This window comes from Actinomadura verrucosospora, from assembly GCF_039540335.1.
Classification (GTDB): Bacteria; Actinomycetota; Actinomycetes; order Streptosporangiales; family Streptosporangiaceae; genus Spirillospora; species Spirillospora verrucosospora.
Window position 1 is genome coordinate 139,646 of the sequence record NZ_BAABEV010000006.1, and the last position, 16,006, is coordinate 155,651.

Below are 16,006 nucleotides of genomic sequence, written 5' to 3' on the forward strand. Positions count from 1 at the left end.
CTTGCCGCGCAGCGGCGTCGCTGTGCGACTTGTGAAGATCCTGGGGAGATGCCCCCGGCGCACCGAGGCATCGGGCGGCGTGCGTCAGAATGAACGGGTGACCCTGTACCGCGACGAAGGCATCGTCCTGCGCACCCAGAAGCTGGGCGAGGCCGATCGCATCGTCACGGTGCTGACCCGGCGGACCGGCCGGATCCGCGCCGCGGCGAAGGGGGTCCGCAAGACCAGATCCCGGTTCGGCGCGCGGCTGGAGCCGTTCACGCACGTGGACCTGCAGCTGTACGAGCGGCGCTCCCTCGACCTGATCACGCAGGCCGAGACCCTGCGCCCGTACGGGGAGGCGCTGGTCACCGACTACCCCCGCTACACGGCGGGGACGGCGATGCTGGAGACCGCGGAGAAGCTCACCAGCGAGGAGGGCGAGCCCGCGCTGCGGCAGTTCCTGCTGCTGGTCGGCGGGCTGCGCACGCTCGCCGAGCGCGCCCACGACCCCCGGCTCGTCCTGGACGCCTACCTGCTGCGCTCCCTGTCGGTCGCGGGCTGGGCGCCCGCGCTCGACGAGTGCTGCCGGTGCGGCAACCGCGGCGGGCTGCGCGGGTTCGCCATCGCGGCGGGCGGCGCGGTGTGCGCCGGCTGCCGCCAGCCGGGCGCCGCGACCCCGGCGCCGCCGACGTTCGCGCTGATGCTGGCGCTGCTGCGCGGCGACTGGGAGTACGCCGACGGCAGCGAGCAGCGCCACCGGATGGAGACCAGCGGCCTGGTCGCCGCCTACCTGCAGTGGCATCTGGAGCACGGGATCCGTTCCCTGCGCCATGTGGAGCGCGAGACGCGCGACGACGACACCGATAGGGAGAGAGTTTGAGCAGGGCCGTATCGCCGCCGGAACCGCACCGGGACGGCGCCACCCCGCCCCCGATCCCCGCCGACCTGGTGCCGCGGCACATCGCCATCGTCATGGACGGCAACGGCCGCTGGGCCAAGGAGCGCGGCCTGCCGCGCACCGAGGGGCACAAGCGCGGCGAGGACTCGCTCTTCGACGTGATCATGGGCGCGATCGAGCTCGGCGTCCCCTACCTGTCGGCGTACGCGTTCTCCACCGAGAACTGGAAGCGCTCGCCCGACGAGGTGCGCTTCCTCATGGGCTTCAACCGGGACGTGATCCGCCGCCGCCGCGACCAGCTCCACTCGATGGGCGTGCGGGTGCGCTGGGCGGGCCGCCGGCCCCGGCTGTGGCGCAGCGTCATCAAGGAGCTGGAGACGGCCGAGGAGATGACGCGCGACAACGACGTCCTCACCCTGCAGTTCTGCGTGAACTACGGGGGCCGCGCCGAGATCGCCGACGCGGCCGCGGCGATCGCCCGGGACGTCCGCGACGGGCGCCTCGACCCCGGCAAGATCAACGAGAAGGTCTTCGCCCGCTACCTGGACGAACCCGGCATCCCCGATGTCGACCTGTTCCTGCGCTCCTCCGGGGAGCAGCGCACGTCCAACTTCCTGCTCTGGCAGTCCGCCTACGCCGAGATGGTGTTCCTCGACACCCTCTGGCCGGACTTCGACCGCCGCCACCTCTGGCACGCCTGCGAGCTCTACGCCTCCCGAGACCGCCGCTACGGCGGAGCTGTGCCTAATGCAGTAGGTGCGGTTCAGAGGCCCGGGGGCCTCTGAACCGCACCCACTGCGTGCGATCGCTGCATCGCTCCGGCTCGCCTTGCGGCTCGCTGCGCGATCAGATTCTCGCTCCGCTCGAATCTGCCTTCGGACGCGATCGCGACTGTTCAGGTTGTCGCGTGGCTGGGGAAGCGGCTGGGCTTGGTGGGCCCGTTCCTTCCCCGCTGGGCTTGGTGCGTCCGCTGGGTCGCTCCTGCGGTCTGGCGGACTTCCGGGCCCGGGGGTCAGACCAGGGCGGCGTCCAGGGTGATCTTGGTTCCTGCCAGAGCCTTGCTGACGGGGCAGCCTTCCTTGGCGGTCTGGGCGGCCTTCTCGAAGTCGGACGCGGACAGGCCGGGGACGCTGGCCCGGACGGTCAGGTGGATGCCGGTGATGCCCTCGCCCGGCTGGAAGGTGACCTCGGCCTTGGTGTCGACCTTCTCCGGCGGGGTGCCGGCGCCGGCGAGGCCGTGCGAGAGCGCCATCGAGTAGCAGGTGGAGTGCGCGGCGGCGATGAGCTCCTCGGGGCTCGTCCGGCCGCCGGGCTCCTCCGACCGCGACGCCCAGGTCACGTCGTAGGTGCCGAGCTTGGAGGAGTCCAGCGAGACGGTCCCCTGGCCGTCCAGGAGAGAGCCTTCCCAATGCGCGTTCGCGGTGCGTGTCGTAGCCATGCCCCCGATTCTTCACCATGGCGCGGCGGGTGGATCACCCGAACCGCGGGAACGCCCCGCGCCGGAGGACCGGTGCGGGGCGTTCCGCCGGGATCGGGACTAGTTGACGTTCACCGCGGACCAGGCCGCCGCGACGGTGTTGTACTGGGTGCTGCCCGCGCCGTAGAGGTCCCTGGCCGCGTTCAGGGTCGCGGTGCGCGCTCCCGCGTAGTTGGTCGAGGACGTCATGTACGTGGTGAGCGCCCGGTACCAGATCTTCGTGGCGGCGTCCCGGCCGATGCCGGTGATCGTGGAGCCGTTGGACGTGGGGCTGTTGTAGGAGACGCCGTTGATCGTCTTCGCGCCGCTGCCCTCGGACAGCAGGTAGTAGAAGTGGTTGGCGACACCCGAGGAGTAGTGCACGTCGAGGTTCTTGGTGCTGGTCGACCAGGAGTCGGCGGAGCTGCCGTCCTTGCTGGGCTTGTCCATGAAGCGCAGCGCGGGCTTGCCGAAGCCGGGCAGGACGACCTCCTCGCCCACGAGGTAGTCGCCGAGGTCGTTGGAGTTGTTCGCGTAGAACTCCACGGCGGCGGCCATGATGTCGGACGTCGCCTCGTTCAGCCCGCCGGACTCCCCGCTGTAGGTGAGGTTCGCGGTGGAGCTGGTGACGCCGTGGCTCATCTCGTGCGCGGCCACGTCCAGGGACGTGAGCGGGCCGAGCTGGCTGCCGTCGCCGTCGCCGTAGGTCATGCAGAAGCACGAGTCGTCCCAGAAGGCGTTGGCGTAGCCGCTGCCGTAGTGGACCCGGTTGTAGGACCCCTTGCCGTCGCCCGCGATGCCGGTGCGGCCGAAGACGTTCTTGTAGAAGTCCCAGGTCTCGTTGGTGCCGAACTGGGCGTCGACGGCGACGGTGGCGCGGTCGGACGTCGTGCCGCTGCCCCAGTGGTTGTCGGCGTCGGTGAACAGGGTGGCGGGGGCGCGGTGGAAGCACCAGCTGAGGAAGCAGAGGTCGGTGTCGTTCTGGGCGTCACCGGTGTAGGTGTTGCCGCGCGTCGGGTCCTTCAGCTGGTAGACGCCGCCGGACGGCGTCGTCTGGAGCGGGACGGTCCCGGTGTAGAGGGACTTGCCGTCGCCCGCCTCGGTCTTGATCGTCTCTTCGTTCAGCAGCACCTTGCCGGTGGCGGCGTCGACGGAGGTGAGCACGCGGCTGGGCGTCCCGTCGGCCTTCTTCCCGACCGTCTGGACGCGCCAGGCGAGGCGCGGCGCGTGGTCGGCGGTGCGGGACTCCACGACGAGCGCGGGGGAGCCGTCGGCCTTGCGGTTCTTGGTGACGGCGCGCTTCTGGGCGGTCTTGGCGGAGACCTCCGGGCTGGAGTCCGACGGCGCCTTGGTGAGGGTGAGGCTGGTGCCGCGCCACGTCCCGGCCGCCGTCTCGTGGACGATGATGTCGCCGCCCAGGACGGGCAGGCCGTCGTAGGTGCGGGTCATGCGGGTGTGCGAGGTGCCGTCGCGGTCGATGCCGACCCCGACCACCTGGAACGCCTGCCCGTCGCCGCCGCGCACCTCGGCGGCGCGGCCGGTGAGCGCCCGGAGCGCGTGCTCGGCGGCGGCGCGCGGACTCGGTGGTGACGCCGGCTGCCGCGCGGAGGCGGGGAGCGCGGTGGCGGCCGACGCGAGCAACGTCGCCGAGGCCAGGAGCGAGATCCTTCGGCTGGTGAACGCCCGTCTTGTCATGAACGCCCTCTCGTGCGGGCGCCACGCTCCCCCGAGGACCCTCCGTCGGGCCCGCCGTGGCGACGGGACATTTATGACATAGGGCTACTGGGAAGTAGATATAACAATTTGCCAAGAAACGCCTACAGAGCGTGTGAATTACCGGCCTTGTCCGATTTCAAGCAGCGGCGGACCTGCGGGCCCGGGGGTTGCGGGGACTTCAGGACGGCTTCGCGGCGCAGTTCGCGCACGTCCCGAAGACCTCGACGGTGTGGGTGATGTCGACGAAGCCGTGCTCGGCGGCGATCGTGTCGGCCCAGCGCTCCACGGCCGGGCCCTCGACCTCGACCGTCCGGCCGCAGTCGCGGCAGACCAGGTGGTGGTGGTGCTGCTCGGTGCGGCAGGCGCGGTAGACGGCCTCGCCCTCGTCGGTGCGCAGCACGTCGACCTCGCCCGCGTCGCTGAGCGCCTGCAGCGCCCGGTAGACGGTGGTGAGGCCGATCTTGGAACCGTCGGCGCGCAGATCGGCGTAGATGTCCTGGGCGCTGCGGAAACCCTCGCAGCCGGCCAGCACCTGCCGTACCGCGTCCCGGCGGGCCGTCGTCATCCCCTCAACACCTCCGCCTCGGCATCCACGCGTGGCGGGGCGCCGGGCCCGGCGCCCCCCGCGGTGACGGCGTCGGCCGCGGCACGAGAGCGCCTGCGGCGCACCACCGAGCCCCCGGCGACCGCGGCCACGAACACCGCGAGCGCCAGCAACACGATCGAGGGGCCCGGGGGAAGATCGTACTGGAAGGAACCCGCCAGCCCCGCCACGGCCGACAGTACACCGATCCCCATCGCCGACAGCATGGTGCTCCAGAATCCCCGCGTGAGCTGCTGCGCCGCCGCCACCGGGACGACCATCAGCGCGCTGACGAGCAGCAGCCCGATCGCGCGCATCGAGATCACCACCGTGACCGCGGCGGTCGCGGCGATGAGCACGCTGAGGAACCGGACGGGCAGCCCGGCCGCCCGCGCGACCTCCTCGTCCTGGCAGAGCAGGAACAGCTCGCGCCCGAACACCGCGACGATCGCCAGCACGACCGCGGCGAGCCCCGCGACGACGTAGAGGTCGGTCACCGTCACGCTGCTGATCGAGCCGAACAGGTACGACTGCAGGCCCGCCGAGCCGCCGCCGTCGACGCTCGTCAGGATGACGCCGCCCGCCAGCCCGCCGTAGAACAGCAGGGCGAGCACGGCGTCCGCGCCGCTGCGGCTGCGCGCCCGCAGGACCTCGATCGCGACGGCGCCGAGCACCGACACCACCAGCGCCCCGAGGACGGGGGAGGTGCTGGTGAGCAGTCCCAGCCCGATGCCGGTGAGCGCGATGTGGCCGATGCCGTCGCCGAGCAGGGACAGCCGGCGCTGGACCACGAACGTCCCCACGGCGGGGGCGGTCAGCCCGATGAGCACCGCCATGGCCAGGGCGACGCGCATGAAGTCGTACTGCAGCATCTCGCTCACGCGGGCCTTTCGAGGGTCTGCCGGGCGGTCTCGCGGACGACGCGGCCGTGCCCGAGCTCGACCGTGCGGGTGACGAGCGGCTCCATCGGCCCGAGTTCGTGCGCGACGAGGACGACCGTTCGCCCGGCGCGTGCCAGTTCGTCCAGCGCCGACGCGAGCGCCGCCTGGCTGCCCGCGTCCACGCCGGCGGTCGGCTCGTCCATCACGAAGGCGTCGGGTTCGCCGGCGAGGGCGCGGGCGATCAGCACCCGCTGCTGCTGGCCGCCCGACAGCAGGTGCGCCGAGTCGCGGGCCCGCCCGGCGAGCCCGACCGTCTCCAGGGCGCGGTCGACGGCGGCCCGGTCGGCCGCCCGGTCGGCGAGCGGCGCGGGCCGCCAGCGCGACCGCCGGGCCACCCGGCCGGACGCCACGATCTCGCGGACCGTCGCCGGCACGCCGCCGCCCATCGGCAGCCGCTGCGGCACGTACCCGACGCGCCTCCAGTCGCGGAACCGCGCGGGCGGCTCGCCGAAGATCTCCGTCCGGCCGGCGGCCAGCGGGACGAGCCCGAGCAGCGCCTTGACGAGCGTGGACTTGCCCGCCCCGTTCGGACCGAGGACGGCGAGCACGTCGCCGGCCTCCACCCGCAGGTCGACGTCGGCGAGCACCGCGCGGCCGTCCCGCCGGACGAGGCCGCCGGTCATCGCGAACGGCGCGGCGGTGGTCTCGTTCATGTGCACTCCAGCGCGGGCCGCAGGGTCCGCAGGTTCTCTCGCATGATCGTCATATAGTCGCCGGACGCCCCCTCCGGCGCGCCCTCGGCCGGGTCGAGGACGGCCGTCCGCACGCCCGCCTCCCGCGCCAGGCTCGCGGCCACCCGCGGACTGGCCAGGGTCTCGGTGAAGACCGTCGTCGCGCCGGTGGAGGACACGAGCCGCGCCAGCCCCGCCAGCCGCTTCGGAGACGGCTCGCCGGACGCGTCCACGCCCGCGACCGGGATCTGCCGGAGCCGGTAGCGGTCCGCGAGGTAGCCGAACGCCGCGTGCGCGGTGACGATCTCCCGGCGCGCGCAGGACCGCAGACCGTCCTGGAACTCCCGGTCCAGGCCGGTCAGCGCCTGCGCGGTGGCCCGGGCGCGCTCCCGGTAGCCGGTCGCGTGCGCGGGGTCGGCGGCGGCCAGCCGCTCGCCCAGCGCGGTGGCCACGGTCGCCATCCGGCTCGGGTCGAGCCAGATGTGCGGGTCGTAGGACGCCTCGCGGTGCCGTACGCCGTCGTGGGCCTCCTCGTCGTCGGTCTCGCCGGGCGGGGAGAGCCTCGGCACGAGGCTCGCGGCGTCGAGCGACCTGCCCTTCGCGTGCTTGCGGACCGCGTCGTCGACGGCGGGCTGGACGCCCTTGACGTAGACGGCGTAGTCGGCGTCCTGGACGTTCGCGACCTGCCGCGCCGTCAGCTCCAGGTCGTGCGGCTCGGTCCCGGGCCTGGTGAGCGTCCGGACGGACACGTCGCCGCCGCCGACCTTCCCGGCGAGCCAGGCCATCGGGTAGAAGGACGCGACCACCGCGGTCCTGCCGGGCGGGACGTCGGCGCCGGCGTCGGCGCAGGCCGTCAGGCCCGCCGCGAACCCGGCCAGGGCGAGCGCCGCGGCCGGCGCGGTTCGCAGGGCTGCGCGGAGAGGGGGCACGGTGCGATTATGGACGAAGATGAAAACGGTTGTCAAAACCGACCGATGCCGCGTCCCAGGGCGAACCCCACCAGGACGGCCAGCGCGGCGAGGCGCAGGATCCTTCCCGAGCCGTCCAGCGCGGGCCAGTTCAGGTAGGCGAACCAGCCGAGCGCGGCGGCGAGCACCAGCAGCCCGGCCGCGGCCACCCAGCCGGTTCCGGCCATGCCGATCACCAGCAGCACGAACACGGCGGCGAGCAGGACCCACCGCGGCAGCCGGTGCAGGAACACCACCGGCGCCGCGCTGCGCCGCTCGACGGCCGCCCGCAGCCCGGTCGGCCGCTCACCTCTCGTCTCCACAGGCCCAACGTACTGCCAGGATGGACGGATGATCGCGATAACCCGGTACCGGGTGCCGGACGAGGAGTCCGGCGGCTTCGCCGAGAGCATGACCGCGGTGCTGGAGGCCCTGGCCGCGAGCACCGGTTTCCTTTCCGGCCGCCTCGCCCGGACCGTCGACGACCCCGGGCTGTGGGCCCTCGTCACCGAGTGGGAGGGCGCCGGACACTACCGCCGCGCGCTCGGCGCCTACGAGGTGCGGCTCCGGTTCATGCCGCTCGCCGCCCTCGCCGTGGACGAACCGGGCGCCTACGAGGTGGTCTCCTCCGCCTGAGCGGCCGCCCGGTCCGTCCCGCGCGGGCCTGGTCAGAATGCGGGCAATCGGCGGTCAAGAAGCGACCCCTCCCGGTTTCGCCGCCTCCGCCGAGGTCATCCCGCACATGATCATGCCGGGCCCGCGGGGGGAGAATGTGATGCGCCATGCCGTCCTGTTCAGTGTGCCGTCCGGGGCGGCGGCGGCCGTCGCCGTCGTCCTCACCGTCACCGGGACGGCCCCCGCGCGGCCCGCGCCCCCTCGGGCGGCCTCGCTCGCCCTGAGGGGGGCGGCCGGGAGCGGGGAGAGCCCGCACGGCCGCGTGGTCGAGTACCGGGGGCTGCGCGTCCCCGTCCCGGCCGGCTGGGAGGTGCACCGGCTCGACCGGGATCCGTCCCGGTGCGTCCGCTACGACCGGCACGCGGTCTACCTGGGCCGCCCCGGCCCGCAGCCCGACTGCCCGGCGCGCGCCGTCGGCCGCACCGAGGCCGTCCACCTCCAGCCCGCGGGGGACGGGCGGACCGCGCGGACCGTCGTGCACGCCGACAAGCTCGCCTCGCTGACCGTGCGGCGGACCGCCGACCACGAGACGCGGCTCACCCTGCCCGAGGCCGGCGTCACGATCACCGGCGTGTACGGCGGGAGCCCGGAGGCGCTCCAGCGGATCCTGCGGGGCACCCGGCTGTCGGGCCGGTGGACCGCCGCGCCGTCCAAGCCGGACGTCCGCCGGACGGCGACCGCCGTGCCCACGGCGCCGGCCGAGGGGACGGCGCCCAGCGGAGGCCCCGTGCCCAGCGGAGGCCCGGTGCCGACCGGAAGCCCGGTGCCGACCGGAGGTCCGGTGCCCGCCGAGAGCCCGGCCTCCGGCCAGGGGACCGCACTGGAGCGCTCGTGGGTGCGCGGCAAGGGGTTCGACACCTGCACCGCCCCGTCCCTGGCGACCATGAGGGCCTGGCGGCCCTCGTTCAAGGTCACCAACATCTACATCGGCGGAGCGGCGCGCGGATGCGCCCAGCCGAACCTCACCGCCTCGTGGGTGCGGCAGGTGCGCGCCATGGGCTACCGCCTCACCGCCACCTACGTGGGCCTCCAGGCCCCGTGCGGCAGCCGCCCGCAGCGCTTCACCGCCAGGAGCGCCTCCTGGCAGGGCGCCCAGGCGGCCGCGGACGCCGCCCGCAGGGCCCGGGCGCTCGGCATTCCGGCCGGCAAGCCGCTCTACTACGACATGGAGGCCTACGACCACAAGAAGAGCGCCTGCCGGGCCGCCGTCCTCCGCTTCGTCGACAACTGGGTCGACCGGCTGAAGACCGAGGGCTACCAGCCGTGCCTCTACAGCAGCTCCAAGTCCGGCATCCGCGACGTGGGCCGGTCCTCGATCAGCAAGCCGTCCTGCGTCTGGTTCGCCAACTGGGACCGCCGGGCGGACGTGTACGGAGACCCGTTCCTGCCGGACGCCTGGTGGGCGCCGCACCGCCGCGTCAAGCAGTACCGCGGCGGCCACCGGGAGACGCACGGCGGGGTCACCCTGAACATCGACAGCGACGTCGCCGACGGGCGCGTTTACTAGTTCCTGCTCAGGGGCCCCCGTGCCCTAAGCTGGGGGCACTCTCCGGCGGCGGCGGCGCCCGCGCCGGAGCACATCACCGGGGATCACACTCGCCGCCGCCCGCCGTCGCCGCGGGACCGGGGCGCACTCACTGTTCCCGCCGACCGCCAGCCGGATGGAGAATCTTTCATGGCACGCCGTTCCGATGTGCTGGACACGATCGTCAACCTCGCCAAGCGGCGGGGCCTGGTCTACCCGTCGAGCGAGATCTACGGCGGGCTCCGCGCCTCCTGGGACTACGGCCCCCTCGGCGTCGAGCTGAAGAACAACGTCAAGCGCCAGTGGTGGAAGTCGATGGTGCAGGGCCGCGACGACGTCGTGGGCCTCGACTCGTGCGTCATCCTGGCGCGCGAGGTCTGGGAGGCCAGCGGCCACGTCCAGGCGTTCGTCGACCCGCTCACCGAGTGCCAGTCCTGCCACAAGCGCTTCCGGGCCGACCACCTGGAGGAGGCCTACGAGGAGAAGCACGGCCGGCCGCCCGCGAACGGCCTCGCCGACATCTCCTGCCCCAACTGCGGCGTGAAGGGCTCGTTCACCGAGCCGAAGATGTTCAACGGGCTGCTCAAGACCTACCTCGGCCCCGTCGAGGACGAGTCGGGCCTGGCCTACCTGCGTCCCGAGACCGCGCAGGGCATCTTCATCAACTACCTGAACGTCCAGCAGTCCGCGCGCCGCAAGGTGCCGTTCGGCATCGGCCAGATCGGCAAGTCGTTCCGCAACGAGATCACGCCCGGCAACTTCATCTTCCGGACCCGCGAGTTCGAGCAGATGGAGATGGAGTTCTTCGTCAAGCCCGGCAGTGACGAGGAATGGCACCAGTACTGGATCGACGAGCGCATGCAGTGGTACGTCGACCTCGGCATCCGCAAGGAGAACCTGCGGCTGTTCGAGCACCCGCAGGAGAAGCTGTCCCACTACTCCAAGCGCACCGTTGACGTGGAGTACCGGTTCGACTTCGTCGGCAGCGAGTGGGGCGAGCTGGAGGGCATCGCCAACCGCACCGACTACGACCTGACCACGCACTCCAAGGCGTCCGGCGCCGACCTGTCGTTCTTCGACCAGGAGTCCGGCGACCGGTTCACCCCGTTCGTGATCGAGCCCGCGGCGGGCGTCGACCGCTGCACGCTCACCTTCATGATGGACGCCTACGCCGAGGACGAGGCGCCCAACGCCAAGGGCAAGATGGAGAAGCGCGCCGTCATGCGGCTCGACCGGCGGCTCGCCCCGGTGAAGGTCGCGGTGCTGCCGCTGTCGCGCAACGCCGACCTGTCCCCGAAGGCCCGCGACCTCGCCGCGCAGCTGCGCCGCAACTGGAACGTCGACTTCGACGACGCGGGTGCCATCGGCCGCCGCTACCGGCGCCAGGACGAGATCGGCACCCCGTTCTGCGTCACCGTCGACTTCGACACCCTGGAGGACGACGCGGTGACCGTCCGGGAGCGCGACTCGATGAGCCAGGAGCGCATCGCGCTCAGCCAGGTCGAGTCGTTCCTCGCCGCGCAGCTCGTCGGCTGCTGACCCGGCTCCGGGCGACGCCCCGGTGACGACGAGACGGGCCGCCCCCGGCATGGGGGCGGCCCGTCCTTTCCCTGGGAGCGCGGCGGGGGACTGGCTCTCCTCGGGAGCTCCGTTCCGGCCTCCGGTCAGCTGGTGACGTAGAGGGCCTGGTTGTAGGTGCCGGATCCGGCGACCGACTCGCCGCGCAGCGCGTACGTGGCGGTCACGGTGGCCGTGGACGGGCAGAGGAAGTTGCTGCCCGACTGCTTGTTGACCGTGGCGTTCTTCACACCGACCTGCGCGTCGCTGCTGGTGGTGACCGGCCGCGAGCCGTTGTCGCCGTTGTAGCCGTTGGCGGTGAGGTTGCCGCCGTACACGCAGGTGATGCCGCCGAAGATGTCGACCACGGCCTTCACCTTGAAGTTCGCGATCGTGACGGTGGCGTCCCGGCCGCCGCTGTGCCCGGCGTCGAAGGTGACGTTGCCGCCCGTCCAGGGCAGGTTCTGCGCGGTGATCGTCGAGCTGGTGCTGCCGCTGCAGGGACCGCCGCCGGTGCCGGTGAAGGTGGCGGAGGCGACGTTCAGCGCGCTGCCGTCGGAGTTGATGGAGCCGTTCATCGTCGACTGGCTGCAGGAGCCGCTGCCGATCGAGCTGCTGACCGTCGCGGTGCCGAGCAGCGAGGCCTGCACTCTGCCGGAGTAGGCGGCGGCCGTGGCCGAGCCCTTGCGGATGGTCGTGCCCGCTGCGTACGCGGGGGCGACCCCCGCGGCGAGGACGGCCAGGGCGGCGGTCCCGACGATCGCGGTCTGTCTGATTCGTGCCACCGGAGACTCCTCTGTCCGGTTCGGGGTGGGCATACGCGAAAGTAATTCGCATAAATCGCGCGGGCAATGGCGGGCGGCGGACTGCGGGCTGGCCGGATCGGGACACCAGCCAGTGTCTGCTGGTAAGGCCGTGTGGCCGAGCACGGGCAACGTCTTTGTCACGCAACCCGTCCTTGACGGACCCGCTTTCACGGTTCTCGCCCTGGAGTCAGGGCGAGCGCCGCCGGAAGGAAAGTGGGCTAGGTTGGCGTGAACGGCGGGGCGAGCACCCCGCCGGCGGTCCGGGCGAGGAGGGTGGAGTGGGCGAAGCGCACCGTCCCGCCTTCCGGCGGCCCGTCGCGCGGCTGCTCGTCGTCGTGCTCGGCCTCCTCGGCTTCGTCGCCGGACCGGTCGGCGCGGGCCTGCCGGCCGGCGGCATGCAGGGCAGGGCGCCCGCCACCGGCACGGTGTCCGGAGTCCGGATCGGGGCCGCCCTCCAGGGGCCCGCCCGCACCCGCGTCACCCCCAAGTCGCGCACGGCCGGGCGCGCGCAGACCGCCATCGCCGCCACCGCTCTCCGCGCGGCGGCGGCAGCGCCGTACGTCCAGCCCGAGCACGCGACGCCCCCCGCCTCCGGCGACGAGACCCGGCCGCCGTCCGGGCGCCTCGTCCGGGCCGGCTCCGCGCACGTCACGCCCGACGTCGCGCCGCGGGGCGCCCCGCGCGGGCGCGCTCCGCCCGCCTCCACAGGGATCTGAGCTCTCTGTCCCCGGTGCCGCACGTCGACGTGCGGCACCGAAACCCCTGCGTGGAGGTTCCCCTTGACTCGCGCCAACGTGGTGCGGGCGGTACTGGCGTTCGCCGTGCTCGCCACATCGTTCTACTTCGCCTGGTCCAAACCCGCCCGCCTCGGCCTCGACCTCCGCGGCGGCACCCAGATCGTCCTGGAGACGCAGGACTCCCCGGCCGTGAAGGCCGACCGGGAGTCCACCGACCGCGCCCGCGAGGTGCTGCAACGGCGCGTCGACGCGCTCGGGGTCGCCGAGTCGTCCATCACCCGCTCCGGCGACCGGCGCCTGATCGTCGAACTGCCGGACGTCCAGGACCCGACCCGCGCCGCCGCCGCCATCGGCAAGACCGCGCAGCTCACGGCGCACCCGGTGCTGCCCGCCACCGGCACGCCCGCGGCGGGGCAGCAGCTGATCCCCGATGAGAGCGGTCAGCAGATCCTGATCGGCCCTGCGGCGCTCACCGGTGCCGGGATCGGGTCGGCGAGCGCCTCCTACGACCCGCAGAACCTCGGCGGCTGGGCCGTCGACGTCCGGTTCAAGGGCGGCGGGGGCGCCACCTGGGAGCGGCTGACCGCCAAGGCCGCCTGCGCGGCGGGGGACGAGCGCCGCGTCGCCATCGTGCTGGACGGCAAGGTGATCTCCTCTCCGCAGGTCACCGAGAGCGTCGCCTGCGGCGTCGGCATCACCGGCGGCTCCACCCAGATCACCGGGGACTTCAGCCCTTCCGAGGCCAAGGACCTCGCGGCCCTCATCCAGGGCGGCTCGCTGCCCGTCCCCGTGAAGATCATCGAGCAGCGGGTGGTCGGCCCGACGCTCGGCGACGAGGCGATCGACGCCAGCGCCCGCGCCGCCGTCATCGGCATCGTCCTCACCGGCCTGTTCATCGTGGCCGTCTACCGGCTGGCGGGCCTGCTCGCCACGGTCGCGCTCGCCGGGTACGCGCTCATCTCCTACGGGGCTCTCGTCGCGGTCGGCGCCACCCTGACGCTGCCGGGGCTCGCCGGGTTCGTCCTGGCCATCGGCATGGCGATCGACGCCAACGTGCTGGCCTTCGAGCGCGCGAGAGAGGAGCGCGCCGCCGCGCCGGGGCGCAGCGCGCGGACGGCGCTGGCCGTCGGGTTCACCAAGGCGTGGTCGGCGATAGCCGACTCCGCCGCCACCACCGTGCTGGCCGCGGGCCTGCTGTTCTTCCTGGCCTCCGGGCCGGTCAGGGGCTTCGGCGTCACGCTGACCATCGGCGTGCTGGGCTCCCTCGTCTCGGCGATGCTGCTGAGCCGGGTCCTCACCGACGCCGCCGCCGCGCGCATGCCCCGGCTCAGCAAGGGCAGGGCGGGCGGCATCGGCGGCGCCGGCCGCATCCGGCGGTGGCTGGAGGACAGCGGCCCCGACCTGATGAAGCGCAGCCGCCTATGGCTCGGCGTCTCCGCGCTCGCCGTCGTCCTCGCCGTCACGGGGATCTTCGCCCGCGGCCTGAACTACGGCGTGGAGTTCACCGGCGGCCGCCTGGTCGAGTACTCCACCTCCCGGCACGTCGACATCGACGCCGCCCGCGCCGCCGTCGCCGAGGCCGGATTCCCGCGCGCCGTCGTCCAGACCTCGGGGAAGGACGACATCTCGGTCCGGACGGCCGACCTCGGCAACGCGGAGGAGAAGCGCATCCGGGACGCCCTCGCGAAGGAGGGCGGCGGCGCCGCCAAGCAGCGCGACGAGCTGATCGGCCCCAGCCTGGGGGAGGAGCTGCGGACCAAGGCCCTCATCGCCCTCGGCGTGGCCCTGCTGGCCCAGCTCGCCTACCTGACGATCCGGTTCCGCTGGACGTTCGCGGCGGGCTCGGTGCTCGCCATGTTCCACGACATCGCGATCGTCACCGGGATCTTCGCCTGGCTGGGCAAGCCGATCGACGGCGTCTTCCTCGCCGCACTGCTCACGATCATCGGCTACTCGGTGAACGACTCGGTCGTCGTGTTCGACCGGGTCCGGGAGATGTGGGCGGCGAACCCCAGGGGGAGGTTCGCCGACATCGCCAACCGCGGCACGCTGCAGACGGTCCCGCGGACGATCAACACCGGCGTGGGCGCCCTGTTCATCCTGGCGGCGCTGGCCGTCCTCGGCGGCGACTCCCTGACCGACTTCGCCGTCGCGCTCCTGATCGGCATCGTCGTCGGCACGTACTCCAGCGTCTTCACGGCGACGCCGCTGGCCGTCGTCCTGGAGCGCCACGCCAAGACCCCGCCGCCCCAGAGCAAGCAGAAGTCCAGGCCGGTCCGCCGGACCCCGGGCAGCTCGGGCGCGGTCGTCTGACGCCCTCCGGGCCGCCGCCCTCCCCGGCGGCGGCCCGGAGGGGGACGTCACTTCTTCGGCACGAACGACCGCTTGAGCGGCCCGTTATTGCCGCCCGTGATCAGGCAGTACACGTCCCGATAGCCGAGTCTCCACTGCTGCTTGGTCGGCGTGGCGAACGTGGCGGAGACGCGGTCGGGCGGCGGATCGCCCTTCCAGATGTCCGCCGCCCGCCTCGCGCAGCCCTCCGAGGCCATCTTTTCGAGTTTCTTTATGCCCGGGTACTCCTTGCCCTGGAGCTTGTACGTCGCCAGCACCTGGAACTGATGCGGCAGATCGCAGTCCACGACCGGAGGGGTCATGCTCTCGTCCCACTTCTCCAGGCATTCGCCCTGCTCGAACATCGCCTCGTGCCGGGGAGTGATCACGGCGCGGCTGAGCGGTGCGGTGAGCGACTTGTCCTCGCCGACGTAGACGAGCGTGCACGTCACAGTCCGCTTCCCGCTCTCCCAGTCCTTGCGCTTGGGGAGCTCGGTCCGCGCGTCGAAATCGTCGTCCACGATCTTCTTGACGTTGTCCGGGGTGCGTTCCTCGCACAGCGCCGCCGCCTGGGCGGTGAGCCGTTGGACTCCGGGGAAGGGGCCGGCGGGGAGCGTCGCCTTGGCGACCACCTCACCGTTATGGGGGCTGGCGCAGGGGCTGGGATACACGTTCGGATCGGCCGGGTCATGGGTCTGCGCCGTGAAGCAGTCACCCACCTTCAGGGTCGACGACAGCACGTAGCCGTCCCGCTGACGCGGATCGGCCTCTGCTTCTCCGGCCGAGAACAGCGAGTCGCCGAACAGCGTCGCGATGATCGCCGCCGCCGCGAGCCAGGCTGCCGAGGCGCCGAGCCCGCCGAGCGCGAGGCCCCTGCCGCCGCCTCCCCGGCGGCGGATCTGCACCAGGGCGGCGACGGCGAAGGCGATCGCGAACAGGACCAGGCCCACGGCACCGGTGACCAGGGCGGCGATGGCTAAGCCGTTCGTCCGCGCCCGGCCGGGCCGCTCGCCTGCGGTGGGCGAGGGCTCCGGATCGTCCGCGGGCGAGGTCTCGTCCGGTGGGGCGGCCGGGGCTTCGGCGGCGGGTGCGCGCGTGTCGGGGAGCGCCCAGGCGGGAGGCGGTTCGGGGGCGGCCGGGTCGTCGTCAGGAGATGGTGGCGTGGTCACGGCGAAACGGTA

The 16,006-nt window shown here is 72.9% G+C and carries 16 protein-coding genes; 7 read left to right on the forward strand and 9 right to left on the reverse strand.

Annotation, left to right across the window (positions count from 1 at the left end; translation table 11 throughout):
- The first annotated feature begins 97 nt into the window (after positions 1-97).
- Entirely contained in the window at positions 98-862 is a 765-nt protein-coding gene (gene recO / locus ABD944_RS09455) for a DNA repair protein RecO (RefSeq protein ID WP_345174442.1), read from the forward strand.
- Positions 859-1,665 (forward strand): isoprenyl transferase, encoded by an 807-nt coding sequence (locus ABD944_RS09460; RefSeq protein ID WP_345174444.1) that lies wholly within the window; start codon positions 859-861, stop codon positions 1,663-1,665. Before recO ends, ABD944_RS09460 begins: the two co-directional genes overlap by 4 nt.
- Positions 1,666-1,892: 227 nt before the next feature.
- Here ABD944_RS09460 and ABD944_RS09465 read toward each other — a convergent pair whose 3' ends face one another.
- From ABD944_RS09465 to ABD944_RS09495, 7 genes are all read right to left on the reverse strand, one after another.
- The gene (locus tag ABD944_RS09465) at positions 1,893-2,318 is read right to left on the reverse strand and encodes an OsmC family protein (protein ID WP_345174445.1); all 426 of its coding nucleotides are present in this window, start codon (positions 2,316-2,318) and stop codon (positions 1,893-1,895) included.
- A gap of 99 nt (positions 2,319-2,417) precedes the next feature.
- Positions 2,418-4,031 carry a M4 family metallopeptidase gene (locus tag ABD944_RS09470; protein ID WP_345174447.1) on the reverse strand — a complete coding sequence of 538 codons (1,614 nt, stop codon included), beginning with the start codon at positions 4,029-4,031 and terminating at the stop codon, positions 2,418-2,420.
- 199 nt (positions 4,032-4,230) lie between these two features.
- A complete protein-coding gene (locus tag ABD944_RS09475) occupies positions 4,231-4,617 on the reverse strand; it encodes a Fur family transcriptional regulator (RefSeq protein ID WP_089312674.1) in 387 nt (128 codons plus the stop codon).
- Entirely contained in the window at positions 4,614-5,516 is a 903-nt protein-coding gene (locus ABD944_RS09480; RefSeq protein WP_345174448.1) for a metal ABC transporter permease, read from the reverse strand. Before ABD944_RS09480 ends, ABD944_RS09475 begins: the two co-directional genes overlap by 4 nt.
- Entirely contained in the window at positions 5,513-6,229 is a 717-nt protein-coding gene (locus ABD944_RS09485; protein ID WP_378189238.1) for a metal ABC transporter ATP-binding protein, read from the reverse strand. The genes ABD944_RS09480 and ABD944_RS09485 overlap by 4 nt, the downstream gene beginning before the upstream one ends.
- Positions 6,226-7,176 (reverse strand): metal ABC transporter substrate-binding protein, encoded by a 951-nt coding sequence (locus ABD944_RS09490; protein ID WP_345174450.1) that lies wholly within the window; start codon positions 7,174-7,176, stop codon positions 6,226-6,228. Before ABD944_RS09490 ends, ABD944_RS09485 begins: the two co-directional genes overlap by 4 nt.
- A 32-nt stretch (positions 7,177-7,208) precedes the next feature.
- Positions 7,209-7,517 carry a DUF6703 family protein gene (locus ABD944_RS09495; RefSeq protein ID WP_345174452.1) on the reverse strand — a complete coding sequence of 103 codons (309 nt, stop codon included), beginning with the start codon at positions 7,515-7,517 and terminating at the stop codon, positions 7,209-7,211.
- 28 nt (positions 7,518-7,545) lie between these two features.
- On the opposite strand from ABD944_RS09495, the gene ABD944_RS09500 reads away from it, so the two are divergent.
- The 3 genes from ABD944_RS09500 to ABD944_RS09510 all read left to right on the forward strand — a co-directional run bounded on the left by ABD944_RS09500 (position 7,546) and on the right by ABD944_RS09510 (position 10,933).
- Positions 7,546-7,830 (forward strand): antibiotic biosynthesis monooxygenase family protein, encoded by a 285-nt coding sequence (locus ABD944_RS09500; protein ID WP_345174454.1) that lies wholly within the window; start codon positions 7,546-7,548, stop codon positions 7,828-7,830.
- A gap of 139 nt (positions 7,831-7,969) precedes the next feature.
- Positions 7,970-9,376: a DUF1906 domain-containing protein gene (locus ABD944_RS09505; RefSeq protein ID WP_345174456.1), complete on the forward strand. Its 1,407-nt coding sequence runs from the start codon at positions 7,970-7,972 to the stop codon at positions 9,374-9,376.
- Between the two features lie 168 nt (positions 9,377-9,544).
- Positions 9,545-10,933: a glycine--tRNA ligase gene (locus tag ABD944_RS09510; RefSeq protein ID WP_345174458.1), complete on the forward strand. Its 1,389-nt coding sequence runs from the start codon at positions 9,545-9,547 to the stop codon at positions 10,931-10,933.
- A 125-nt stretch (positions 10,934-11,058) separates the two neighbouring features.
- Here the strand turns inward: ABD944_RS09510 and ABD944_RS09515 are convergent, their stop codons facing one another.
- Positions 11,059-11,736 (reverse strand): hypothetical protein, encoded by a 678-nt coding sequence (locus ABD944_RS09515; protein ID WP_345174460.1) that lies wholly within the window; start codon positions 11,734-11,736, stop codon positions 11,059-11,061.
- Positions 11,737-12,035: 299 nt separating this feature from the next.
- Here ABD944_RS09515 and ABD944_RS09520 point away from each other — a divergent pair, with 299 nt between their 5' ends.
- Positions 12,036-12,473, forward strand: coding sequence for a hypothetical protein (locus ABD944_RS09520; RefSeq protein ID WP_345174462.1), 438 nt, complete (start codon positions 12,036-12,038; stop codon positions 12,471-12,473).
- Positions 12,474-12,536: 63 nt separating this feature from the next.
- Positions 12,537-14,807, forward strand: coding sequence for a protein translocase subunit SecD (gene secD / locus ABD944_RS09525; RefSeq protein WP_345174464.1), 2,271 nt, complete (start codon positions 12,537-12,539; stop codon positions 14,805-14,807).
- Between the two features lie 47 nt (positions 14,808-14,854).
- Here secD and ABD944_RS09530 read toward each other — a convergent pair whose 3' ends face one another.
- On the reverse strand, positions 14,855-15,994 hold the full coding sequence (locus ABD944_RS09530) for a septum formation family protein (protein WP_345174466.1): 1,140 nt from the start codon (positions 15,992-15,994) through the stop codon (positions 14,855-14,857).
- Positions 15,995-16,006 lie beyond the last annotated feature (12 nt).